The sequence below is a fragment of the Kluyvera sp. NPDC087067 genome (assembly GCF_044745165.1).
In the GTDB taxonomy this organism is placed as follows: domain Bacteria; phylum Pseudomonadota; class Gammaproteobacteria; order Enterobacterales; family Enterobacteriaceae; genus Kluyvera.
Map to the genome: position 1 here is coordinate 150,648 of NZ_JBIUZS010000008.1, position 12,397 is coordinate 163,044.

Consider the following 12,397-nt stretch of genomic DNA (forward strand, 5'->3'; position numbering starts at 1 on the left):
GAACCATACCGATTCGTTATTTGCTTTTCTTAATATGGCGAATCAAACGCTGGCGTTTACGCATCTGCGTTGGCGTCAGGGTATTGCGTTTGTTCGCATACGGGTTCTCACCTTCCTTGAACTGAATGCGGATAGGCGTACCCATCACGTCCAGTGATTTACGGAAGTAGTTCATCAGATAGCGCTTGTAAGAATCCGGCAGGTCTTTCACCTGGTTGCCGTGGATAACCACAATTGGCGGATTATAACCACCGGCGTGGGCATATTTCAGCTTCACGCGACGACCGCGCACCAGAGGTGGCTGGTGATCTTCGGTTGCCATGGTCATGATACGGGTCAACATCGCCGTACCGACACGACGGGTGGAGCTATCGTAAGCTTCACGGATAGATTCGAACAGATTACCTACGCCGCTGCCGTGCAGCGCGGAGATAAAGTGCACGCGAGCAAAATCGATAAAGCCCAGACGGTAGTCGAGGGTCTCTTTGACCTGCTCTCTCACTTCTGAACTCAGGCCATCCCACTTGTTGACGACGATAACAAGTGAGCGCCCACTATTGAGGATAAAGCCCAGCAGTGACAGATCCTGATCGGAGATACCTTCGCGCGCATCAATCACCAGCAGGCAGACGTTAGAGTCCTCGATAGCCTGTAGAGTTTTGATAACGGAGAACTTCTCTACCGTCTCAGTCACTTTACCGCGCTTACGCACACCCGCGGTATCAATGAGAACGTATTCACGCTCATCGCGTTCCATCGGAATGTAGATGCTGTCACGCGTCGTGCCCGGCATATCAAAGACCACAACGCGATCTTCGCCAAGAATACGGTTAGTTAGCGTTGACTTACCCACGTTCGGACGGCCGACGATAGCGATTTTAATCGGCAAATCCTGCGGGTTGAAGTCATCTTCTGGCTCTTCAACTTCACCACCGTTCTGCTCGGCTTCAAACTTCGCCCAATATTCGGCGTCTTCATCCACTTCTTCCGGCGGGTTAATGTCATCAACAAACGGCAGCAAAGCGGTTTCCAGCAGCGTAGTCACGCCGCGACCGTGAGAGGCAGCAATCGGGTGAATTTCCCCCATGCCCAGCGACCAGAAATCAGCCACAGCCTGATCCGGGTCGATACCGTCAGTTTTGTTCGCCACCAGGAAGGTTGGCTTTTCACGCGCGCGAAGATGCTTAGCGATACCTTCATCCGCAGGCATCAACCCCGCACGTGCATCCACCATAAACAGAACGACATCGGCTTCTTCAATCGCCAGCAGCGACTGTTCCGCCATGCGTGTTTCCACGCCTTCTTCTGTGCCATCGATACCGCCGGTATCGATACAGATAAACTCACGCCCTTCAACTTCAGCACGACCGTACTTACGGTCACGAGTCAGACCCGGGAAATCCGCAACCAGCGCATCACGAGTGCGCGTCAGGCGGTTAAAAAGCGTGGATTTTCCGACATTAGGGCGCCCGACAAGCGCGACCACAGGTACCATGTTAAAGCCTCATATACTCAAAATTTTGACAAAATACAGAAATAGCAAACGGCCCCTGCTTAACAGGAGCCGTTCATTGCAAAGACATTGTGTCCGTTAACGCGTAATCGCGTAAACCGTACCGTCTTTCGCCTGAATCAGCAGTTTACCGTCAGCCACTACGGGCTCGGTCAGGAAGCCTGAGCTATCCACCTTCTGCTGGGCCACAAAACGCCCATCATCAGGATTAACCCAGTGCATGTAGCCTTCGCTATCACCCACAACCAGACTGCCATTATACAGCACCGGCGCGGTCAGCAGGCGGTGCAACAGATCGCTTTGCGTCCAGAGCGTAACGCCACCGTCGGTGGTCAACGCCAGAATACGGTCATTTTGATCGACGATGTAGATACGGTTGCCGTCTACGATGAAGTCATTCACCGAGCCCAGTTCGCGTTTCCACATGATCTGGCCGCTGCGAAGATCCAGCGCCGTCAGGTTACCATTGTAGGCCAATGCGTAAACAACGCCATTCACGATAACCGGCGTGGTATCCACGTCACTCAGACGGTCAATTTCAGTGGTGCCGGTAGCCTGAGAAATACGCTGCTGCCAGATAAGCTGGCCTTGCTGCATCAGGACTGCGCTCACACGACCGTTATCACCGCCAACAACCGCCGCACCGTAAGCAACCGCGGGAGCTGACTCGCCGCGCAGAGAAAGCGCTGGCATATCCAGGTTCACCGTCCACTTCACGACGCCGCTGTTTTCGTCCAGCGCCTGGAGCTGGCCATTACTGGTGTGAACCAGAACCAGACCATCGCTCGAGGTTGGGCGAGACAAGACTTCACCGGCTGCGGTCGTCTGCCAGACAATGGAACCATCGCCCGCATCCAGCGCGTAAACCTGCGCCTTTTCACTACCGACATACACGTGACCGCCGGCAATCGTCAGGCCGCCAGAAAGCAGCGCTGATTTACGACCAAACCAACCGTCTTTTTCCGCCAGATTCACCGACCAGATTTCTTTCCCATCATCGGCGTTAACCGCCTTCACGGTGCCTTTACGGTCAGCCGCGTAAACCACGCTATCCGCATAAGCCGGATGCAGGTTGGAGTAGAAATCGCCGATACCGCTACCGACCGAAACATCCCACGCGGTTGATGGCGTGAACTGATTTTCCACCGTTGGCAGCGGGGACATTTTCACAACGTCTTCTTCACCGCTAAACAGCGAGCAACCACTCAAAAGAGTGACAGAAAGCAGTCCAGGCAAAAGTAATTTACGCAATTGCATCGGGTCCCTCTCAGATGGACAAATTATTAATTTTCATGCGCATCATTTCGCTCAGCGCCGGTGATGCATCGCTCTTAGCGCCAGCTTCCCACGCTGCACGAGCACCCTGTTTGTCACCTTTACTGAGCAGGATTTCCCCGCGTAAATCAGCAACAATAGCCGTCCAGCCTTCGCCTTTCACGCCTTCGAGCGTTTTCAGCGCCGCGTCAGCCTGCTTCATTTGCAGCTGAACGCGCGCCAGACGCAGACTCAGTACGGATTTTAAATTTTCATCAGACGCCGCGGTCAGCCCTTGCTGCAGCTGTTTTTCGGCCTGCGCCAGGTCATTTTTATCCACAAAAGCCTGTGCCAGTTCCAGAGATGCAAACGCCCCGTAGGTGTTTTTCGTCTCGGCTGCAAATTTCTGTGCAGAGGCCAGCGCTTCGGGTTTCCCTGAACTAAGAGAGGAAACGGCGGTTTCATAAGCCGCGGACGATTCCCGGGCTGTGTCTAGCTGATGAGAATTCCAGTAACGCCAGCCAACCAGCGCACCAATCCCCAAAATTACCCCAACGGCCAGTGCTTTACCATTTTCGGCAAAGAAGCGTTTAATCGCGTCAACCTGTTCGTCTTCGTTATTGTAAATTTCCACGCAGCCCTTCTCCTGATAATAATGTTCTGGCGCTTAATCCAGAATAGTGCGCAAATGCGCGGCAACGCCTTCCTGCGTTACGGTTGTCTGCTCACCAGAGCGCAAGTCCTTCACGACAACAGTGGCTTGTTCAACCTCTGACTCACCCAATACCAGGGCAACGCGAGCGCCCCATTTATCAGCGCGTGCAAACTGCTTCTTAAAGTTGCCGCCGCCGTGGTTAGTCATCAGCTTCACGCCTGGTAATGCATCACGCACCTGCTCTGCCAGACGCATTGCGGCTGACTGAGTATCGGTACCTGAAGCGACCAGGTATATATCGACAACAGGATCAGCTTTAAATTCCGGATTCACTGCCTGAACGAGCAAAACAAGTCGTTCCAGACCCATAGCAAAACCGACGGCTGGGGTTGCGCGACCGCCTAGTTGTTCAACCAGACCATCATAACGACCGCCTGCGCACACGGTGCCCTGAGAGCCGAGGCTGCTGGTCACCCATTCGAAAACGGTGCGGTTGTAGTAGTCCAGACCACGAACCAGACGCTGGTTAACGGTATAAGCAATACCGGCGGCATCAAGCTGTGCACACAGGCCAGCAAAGTGCTCGCGGGACTCTTCGTCCAGATAATCACCGAGCGTCGGGGCATCGTTCAGTAATGCCTGAACGTCAGGATTTTTGGAGTCCAGCACGCGCAGCGGGTTGCTGTACATACGACGTTTGCAGTCTTCATCCAGCACTTCAACGTGCTGTTCAAGGAAGGCCACCAGCGCATCGCGATAGTTAGCGCGAGCTTCGAGAGAACCGATCGAGTTCAGCTCTAAATTAACGTGTTCCGCCATACCCAGCGCGCGCCACCAGCGAGCGGTGAGCATAATCAGTTCGGCATCAATATCCGGCCCTTGCAGACCAAATACTTCGACACCCAGCTGATGAAACTGGCGATAACGCCCTTTCTGCGGACGCTCGTGGCGGAACATCGGCCCGATGTACCACAGACGCTGCTCCTGATTGTACAGAAGACCATGTTCGATGCCGGCGCGTACGCAGCCCGCGGTACCTTCAGGACGCAGCGTCAGGCTGTCACCGTTGCGGTCTTCAAAGGTATACATCTCTTTTTCAACCACGTCGGTGACTTCACCGATAGCGCGCTTGAATAACGGGGTCTGCTCTACAATCGGCAAACGAATTTCGCTGTAACCGTAGCTGCCGAGCACGTTTTTGAGTGTGCTTTCAATGCGCTGCCAGATGGCGGTTTCGCCAGGCAGATAATCGTTCATGCCGCGAATGGCTTGAATGTTTTTTGCCACGTTAATTCTCTTTATATATAAAAATGAACCCTCGACACCAGAGTGCCAGCGGGTTCAATCATACACGGGAAGCACGCCGCTTCCCATCTCGTTATTTTTCAAGCTGCTGAACGTCGATACGCCGCGCTTCATCCAGTACCGAGGCTTTCGCCCGGATCCTCGCTTCAAGCTGGCTAATCATATCGTCATTGTCCAGACGGTCTTTACGCACGCCATCTTCGTACAGGCCGCTTTTTTTGTTACCACCGGTAACGCCAAGCGTCGATACTAACGCTTCGCCAGGGCCGTTCACCACGCATCCGATGATCGAAACGTCCATCGGCGTGATGATGTCTTCCAGACGCTGTTCCAGCGCATTAACGGTGCTGATAACGTCAAACTCCTGACGAGAACAGGTTGGACAGGCAATGAAGTTGATGCCGCGTGCGCGAATACGCAGCGATTTCAGAATATCAAAACCAACTTTGATCTCTTCGACCGGATCCGCGGCCAACGACACGCGAAGTGTATCGCCGATCCCTTCAGAAAGCAGCAGGCCAAGGCCGATTGCGGACTTAACGGAGCCACTGCGCAGGCCACCTGCTTCGGTGATCCCCAAATGCAACGGCTGATCAATTTTGGCCGCCAGCAGACGGTAGGATTCAACCGCCAGGAAAACATCGGAGGCTTTCACGCTGACCTTGAATTGATCGAAGTTCAGGCGATCGAGATGATCGACATGACGCATGGCTGATTCCAGCAGCGCCTGCGGCGTCGGCTCACCGTATTTTTCCTGCAAATCTTTCTCAAGCGATCCGGCGTTTACGCCGATACGGATGGGAATATTTTTGTCGCGAGCGCAGTCAACAACCATGCGAATACGCTCTTCACTGCCGATATTACCCGGGTTAATACGCAGGCAATCCACGCCGTATTCCGCCACTTTCAGCGCAATACGGTAATCAAAGTGGATATCGGCAACCAGCGGGACATTCACCTGCTGCTTGATAAGCTTAAAGGCTTCGGCGGCGTCCATGGTAGGGACAGATACGCGTACAATATCGGCCCCTACGCGTTCTAACGCTTTGATTTGATTAACCGTCGCTTCGACATCCGTTGTTCGCGTGTTAGTCATTGACTGTACGGCGATAGGAGCGCCATCGCCAATCGGCACGTTCCCAACGTAAATGCGTGTGGATTTTCTACGTTGAATAGGAGCCTGGTTATGCATGAAAAATCTCCCGCATTACGCGTCTGTTATTGTGCTGGTGATTGTTCAGCACTTACCGTCAGGCGCGCAACCTGGTTAGTTCTGATAAAACGACTCAGGTCGACAGGTTTACCCTGATATTCGATCTGTACTGCAGCCGGCGCACCAATTTTCAGTTTATAAGGTGCCTGACCGCTCAGGTTCAGATTACCACCTTTACGCTGCAGGCCGCTGAACAGTTTCTTGCCGGTTGCGTCTGTGACTTCCAGCCAGCAGTCGGCGGAGAAGTTCATTACCAGCGCGTTAGCGTCAGCAACAGGTGCGGCAGTCTGCGCAGGATCGGTTGGCAGCGCGCCAGGAGCCGCAGTTTGCGAAGCTGGGGTGGTTTGCGCGGCGGTATTGTCAACGTTAGCTTGTGACGGTGATACCACGGCGGCATTATTCTGTGCAGTTTCTGCAGGTGCAGAGGTCGCGACGGGTGCTTCAGTACTGGTCTGTGCGGAAACAGCCGGGTCGGTGGCAGCCGGGGTCGACGTGGCGTCAGTTCCGGTATTCAGCGGGACGTTTTGCGCATCGTTGCCGTTCGCCTTCAGCTCAACGGAAGACTGATCGGCCATGGTGGATATTTCTTCCTGCTGCGCTTTGTGGTTTTGCCACCACCAGGCGACGGTTAGACCGACCACCACGAACAGCACAAGCCAGGTAAAGCTCATCAGCCAACCATCGCGTTTCTTACGACGTTTACCTAAAGAGAAGCTCTGCATCGGCGCGACTTTTGCCGCTCGTACCGGTGCCTGCTTTTCCATCATCGGCAGCAGTTCTTCTTCCGGGATATGAACGAGGCGAGCATAGGAACGGATATAACCACGCAAGAATGTTGAAGCGAGTTCAGCCGGCGCCTTATCTTCTTCAATATCACGAACGGTGGAAACCTTCAGGCACAAGCGTTCTGCAACGGCTTGCTGACTGAGTCCGAGTTGTTCACGGGCATTACGCAAACGGATACCCGTAGTTTGTGCTGCTGATTGGTCGTGATTGGTTTCAGTATTCATTCGCTACAACTGCTGATTCGTGAAATTTAAGATTCTGATGCGAAACGATGTTCACACCGCGAAACATCCGGTCCTGTGATAATACAGACAGCCTCTGCCTGGTCATACCCTACACCAAAACAGCGCTAAAGGCCGTATTTACCCTGTTCTGGCAACGCTACATACTGCCTCAATACGTGAGGAAACGCACCGTAATTATTAACCAGATCAGTACGTTTCGCCTAATCCTTAAGCACTTAACGCTGCGCGCGCCAATTCCGGCGCGCGCAATACATCATGACAACTCTTTGACCGAGATAGATTCACCCTGCATACGTTTACGCAGAGTACGCTTGGTGCGGTCAATAACATCCCCGGCCAGCTGCCCACAGGCGGCATCGATATCATCACCGCGTGTTTTGCGCACGATGGTGGTGAAACCATAGCTCATCAACACTTTGGAGAAACGGTCGATACGGCTATTGGAGCTACGACCATACGGTGCGCCCGGGAACGGGTTCCATGGGATCAGGTTAATCTTACACGGCGTATCTTTTAGCAGTTCAGCCAGTTCATGCGCGTGTTCGGTACCGTCATTGACGTGGTCAAGCATCACGTATTCGATAGTGACGCGGCCCTGGTTGGCATTGGACTTAGAAATATAGCCGCGCACGGATTCCAGGAAGGTGGCGATGTTGTACTTTTTGTTGATCGGTACAATTTCGTCACGGATGGTATCGTTCGGCGCATGCAAGGAGATGGCTAGCGCAACGTCAATCATGTCGCCCAGCTTATCAAGCGCAGGCACAACGCCTGAAGTTGATAAGGTCACGCGACGTTTTGACAGCCCAAAACCAAAATCATCCAGCATGATTTCCATCGCCGGAACGACGTTTGTCATGTTAAGCAGCGGTTCACCCATGCCCATCATAACGACGTTGGTAATTGGGCGGACGCCGGTTGCTTTCACCGCGCCGACAATTTTCGCCGCGCGCCAGACCTGGCCGATAATTTCCGAGACGCGCAGATTACGGTTAAAGCCCTGCTGCGCCGTAGAGCAGAATTTACACTCTAAAGCACAACCAACCTGTGATGAGACACACAGGGTCGCGCGATCGTCTTCCGGGATATATACGGTTTCAACGCGCTGATCGCCTACGGCAATCGCCCATTTGATGGTGCCGTCGGTTGAACGTTGCTCTTCCACCACTTCCGGGGCGCGAATTTCAGCGACTTCTTTTAACTTACCGCGCAGCACTTTGTTGATGTCGGTCATCTCATCAAAGTCGTCGCAGCAATAGTGGTACATCCACTTCATCACCTGATCGGCGCGGAAGGGTTTTTCGCCTAAGTCTTTAAAAAACTCGCGCATCTGCGGACGGCTAAGATCCAGCAGGTTAATTTTTCCATCTTTATTGGGAACCGCCGGGATGGCGCTCTCAGGCGTGACAATTTGTTCAGACATTTTTTTATTCCGGCCTCGTTGTTACACGTTATGGCCCCTGGAGGGTGGATTGATAAAAAGAAGCGCCCCAGGAAAGCGTTCTGCTCGTCCGGGGGCGCTGCATTGTACAAATTCTGGCGCATGGATGCCACGTCTGCACGCGGCATTCATTAAATAAAGTGTAAACGTGCCCTTAGCGGGTACGTGGGCACACTTCACCTTCAGCGAAGAAGAAGGCGATTTCACGGGCAGCAGATTCAACGGAATCAGAGCCATGGGTGCCGTTTTCGGTGAAGCTATCCGCGTAGTCAGCACGCAGAGTGCCTGCCAGCGCGTTTTCTGGGTTGGTTGCGCCCAGCAGGTCGCGGTGACGCTGAACGGCGTTTTCGCCTTCCAGTACGGAAACCACGATTGGGCCAGAGGTCATGAACTCAACCAGACCGTCGAAGAATGGACGACCATCGTGCTCAGCGTAGAAACCACGAGCCTGTTCAACGGTCAGATGCAGCATTTTGGTGCCGACGATTTTAAACCCTGCTGCTTCAAAGCGAGCAAAGATGCTACCAATAACGTTTTTTGCCACCGCGTTTGGCTTGATGATGGAAAAAGTACGTTCAATTGCCATGATTACCTCTAATAATAAAATTTATTCTGTTGTCGTGCTTACAGGTGTTGAGCATACAGATAGTAAAGTTGTATGACCTGGCGCGGATTATAATGACCGATAGCGCCGTTGCCTATGGATGAAGGTAACATTTCTTTAAAATAAGACACTTTTAAGCAACACAATATGTAACAAATCAGTTTTTGCCAACGAGCATCGGTTTCTGCCTGAGCAACCGCTCCCTTGCACCTTCACTTTAGCGACTAGTACACGGGCGATGAGCTATGTAATAGCCAGGATTTTCAGCAAGAGAGATGATTCAAAAGTGAGATATCGCAATCGAATAGGTTGGTCTCGTTCTCTGGTACAAATTCCGGCGCTACCACACCTCCGGGCTCAACCCATACTAGGTAAGCTGCTGTTGATTGGCTTCGCTGATTTCGCCAACACCCTAACTTCTGCTCGTACAACATCACTACCTGTGTGTAGTCTACCGTTTTTGCCTTAAAAGCCTATAATCCATGTATATCAAAAATAATAAATTCGAATGATAATTAAAGAGATATATTTTGGTGTTTTATTATTTTTAAATAATCACTATATACTCGCATTCTTCTATCCACTGAAAGTAACAGCAATTTAAATCACCAATAACATATAAACCGGTGGTAAAAAAGAAAGAAGGAGCATAGTGCCCCCATATGAATACAAAAAAATATATTTTCATTGATATAGCACTACTAATTACTCCAACAACGGATAGCCTCTTCCAACAATCATCGCAATTGAATAAAAAACCTATGAACCATAAGTATTTAAAATAGCAAACCCGATCAAGAAAAATGTAATTAGAGAAGTAAAAACGCCATAGATAAGACTGCCGCTTTTATTAACATGGATAAAATAGGCACTAAACACCCCACTACCCAAAATACTTAATATAAAAAACAATCTAATATAACCAAAGTGTATATCCGTCCCCCATAAAGCAATAGAAACGGCATAAACAATTACAGTTCCAACGCTGAAAGTTATACTTGTCAGTAAAACCACGAAAAAAATTTTCATCGTTAATATGGGTATCCAGACATACATGTTTTCGGTGGAAATGGAGATGCGCCTCATTTATTACTAGTACAAATGGCCATCGCTTTATACAATAGTTTGTTTGTTTCCTACTTACAATTCCTCGTGATGAATAAATTAAAATGTTCGTTTTCTTTTTTATTTAATTCAGCATACGCTTGCTCTACACAATGACTTGTTGCCAAAGTGGGTTGAGCCTGACTTATTGCTCCTGCTCCGAAAAGGAAAGATAAAAGTGTACTACCTTCACTTATACATAAATCCTCTACGAACAAACCTAGTGAATCTGTATATTGAATTGGGCTAAGTGGGTATTGATACGGATTCCACCCACCCTCTAGTCCAATCGAGCCCTGCGTAATATACAGCCCCTGCATCGCATCATAATATCGATAACGTTTATAATTCAGCCCCGTCTCCTGAGCATACTGCTGCCCCGGTAACCATATCAGCTGTTGCAGATTTTGCGGATTATCCTCCATCAGCTGATTGCCCTACTCATCATATTCCGCACGCCAAACCGAGTTACCTTCGCGGTTTATCAGCGCCCGCATCGGGTGGTCGCTGTGGTTCAGGTTGTTATCACTATCCAGAAGATGTTTTTTACTTCACTAATTATGCGTTTTATTCTTTGTCATTTGCGATATTTGGCTAGTAAATTAATTATTTCTTTATTTCCATTTCTTTTGGCCATCTCATAGATGGTTTCTCCTGATTCATTTTTTATATTCGCATTTATATTGTAATTTAACAATAACTTTACAGATTCTATTTTTTCAAATAATATAGCTTGATGTAAAGGTGTATTTCCTAAATCACCGATTGAGTTAATGTCGGCACCCACTAAAATCAATTTCTCAATATCTTCTACACATCCATTCCATGCTGCAATATGTAGCATTGTATCACCAGACATACCATGCTGATTCACATCAATTATACGCATGCCAAAAAATTCACTATTTCTCTAAAACTTATGGTATAAATCTTTAACATTTATTTCTGCCGCTTTATTCTTTAGCGTTATTAATTTTTGAAAAGTCCTATTCCTCATTGTTCACTCTCTATTATTTTATTTTGTCTGTACATATTTTCATACATTCTTCTTTCAAATTATTCTTTCGATTCTCCCAAGAAAGTAATTTGGAGTCATGACGACCAGGAAACCACTTAAAATCCCAATATTCATATAAATCAATGCATTTTTGTGCATGATTAATATTATTGGACAAAAATGCACACTTGTTCTCATTGCGTTTTGTATTTGGGTCTGGTTGTTTGTTATCACAAAATACTCTGCCTTCCTGTATTCTCGATCCTTTTGAGTTTCTACTAAAAAACTCAACCTGCCTTACAGGAACATTATTTTATATTTCACCTCGTTGTAATAAGATCTTGCATTCTTTATCTTTAGCATTCCACTCAGCATTTGATGAGTATTTCTTGATGTATTCATCAGCGATATAAATTGCTTTTTTCATTTCATTCCCTTCAATTTTTTCGACCGTTTTAGCCCTCATTGATTTTGCATCATAATATCCATTATGAATGGCCACCGATAACCAAGCATAGGCTTTAATGTAATCTAAAGATATATCCCCAGTATTCCCAGAGTAGAGCATACCTAAATTAACCTGAGCTATTGAATATCCCTGACAAGCTGAGAGTTTTAGTAGATTTAATGCCTTAGTTCGATTGATATGCACCCCACCTAAACCCTGAGCATAATACAGCGCGAGCGAATTTCGTGCTTTCCAGGACCCACGGTCAGCAGCTTTAATATACCATTCAGCAGCCGTAGTATCATCTTTTGGTATGCCCAATCCATTTTCATACATATAACCTAAATCATACATTGCAACCGAGCTGCCTACTTCCGCAGCTTTTTTAAAAAGTTCATGAGCCTGATTATAATCAATATCACCACCTTTACCATCAAGTAGTAATTTTCCTAAATTCACTTGGGCAAGAGCAAAGCCCTGTCTCGCAGAACGACTATAGTACTCCCTTGCTACACGAGGATCTTTATTCACCCCTATGCCATTCTCATAATATCGCCCAAGATTATATAGTGCTGGGGCAAATTCTTGTTCAGCTGATTTTTTATACCAATAAAATGACTTATTGTAATCAACCTCTATCTCATTGCCAACTTCATAGATGAGGCCAAGATCATTTTGAGCCCTCATATCCCCTTGCTCTGCAGCCATTTGCAGATTAGATCTTTTCTGCAATAGTTTATTATCCCACGTACCAATCCATTTGCTTAGCCCATATAAAAGGAATAAAAAAATTAAAAATAAAGCTATTCTTTTATTTATAATCATTGTAGCT

At 48.7% G+C, this 12,397-nt stretch carries 10 protein-coding genes and 1 pseudogene; all 11 read right to left on the reverse strand.

All coding sequences use genetic code 11. The features are described 5' to 3' along the window. Positions 1-16: 16 nt before the first annotated feature. Entirely contained in the window at positions 17-1,495 is a 1,479-nt protein-coding gene (der, locus tag ACIPDS_RS18950) for a ribosome biogenesis GTPase Der (protein ID WP_166515997.1), read from the reverse strand. Between the two features lie 96 nt (positions 1,496-1,591). Continuing rightward, entirely contained in the window at positions 1,592-2,770 is a 1,179-nt protein-coding gene (bamB, locus tag ACIPDS_RS18955; protein ID WP_400739109.1) for an outer membrane protein assembly factor BamB, read from the reverse strand. Between the two features lie 10 nt (positions 2,771-2,780). Then, positions 2,781-3,401, reverse strand: a complete 621-nt coding sequence (locus ACIPDS_RS18960; protein WP_166515995.1) for a YfgM family protein — start codon at positions 3,399-3,401, stop codon at positions 2,781-2,783. 33 nt (positions 3,402-3,434) lie between these two features. Continuing rightward, on the reverse strand, positions 3,435-4,709 hold the full coding sequence (gene hisS / locus ACIPDS_RS18965) for a histidine--tRNA ligase (RefSeq protein ID WP_400739113.1): 1,275 nt from the start codon (positions 4,707-4,709) through the stop codon (positions 3,435-3,437). Between the two features lie 91 nt (positions 4,710-4,800). Next, entirely contained in the window at positions 4,801-5,919 is a 1,119-nt protein-coding gene (ispG, locus tag ACIPDS_RS18970) for a flavodoxin-dependent (E)-4-hydroxy-3-methylbut-2-enyl-diphosphate synthase (RefSeq protein WP_166515993.1), read from the reverse strand. A 26-nt stretch (positions 5,920-5,945) separates the two neighbouring features. After that, positions 5,946-6,950 carry a cytoskeleton protein RodZ gene (gene rodZ / locus ACIPDS_RS18975; RefSeq protein ID WP_400739117.1) on the reverse strand — a complete coding sequence of 335 codons (1,005 nt, stop codon included), beginning with the start codon at positions 6,948-6,950 and terminating at the stop codon, positions 5,946-5,948. A gap of 274 nt (positions 6,951-7,224) precedes the next feature. After that, positions 7,225-8,394, reverse strand: a complete 1,170-nt coding sequence (locus ACIPDS_RS18980; protein WP_166515991.1) for a bifunctional tRNA (adenosine(37)-C2)-methyltransferase TrmG/ribosomal RNA large subunit methyltransferase RlmN — start codon at positions 8,392-8,394, stop codon at positions 7,225-7,227. A 172-nt stretch (positions 8,395-8,566) separates the two neighbouring features. Then, on the reverse strand, positions 8,567-8,998 hold the full coding sequence (gene ndk, locus ACIPDS_RS18985; protein ID WP_166515990.1) for a nucleoside-diphosphate kinase: 432 nt from the start codon (positions 8,996-8,998) through the stop codon (positions 8,567-8,569). 1,337 nt (positions 8,999-10,335) lie between these two features. Further along, a pseudogene (locus ACIPDS_RS18990) lies at positions 10,336-10,641 on the reverse strand (RHS repeat-associated core domain-containing protein); the annotation flags it as partial. 56 nt (positions 10,642-10,697) lie between these two features. Beyond that, complete coding sequence (locus tag ACIPDS_RS18995) at positions 10,698-11,009, reverse strand: ankyrin repeat domain-containing protein (RefSeq protein ID WP_400739122.1); 312 nt, start codon at positions 11,007-11,009, stop codon at positions 10,698-10,700. Positions 11,010-11,430: 421 nt separating this feature from the next. Next, the gene (locus ACIPDS_RS19000) at positions 11,431-12,390 is read right to left on the reverse strand and encodes a tetratricopeptide repeat protein (RefSeq protein WP_400739125.1); all 960 of its coding nucleotides are present in this window, start codon (positions 12,388-12,390) and stop codon (positions 11,431-11,433) included. Positions 12,391-12,397: the final 7 nt, after the last annotated feature.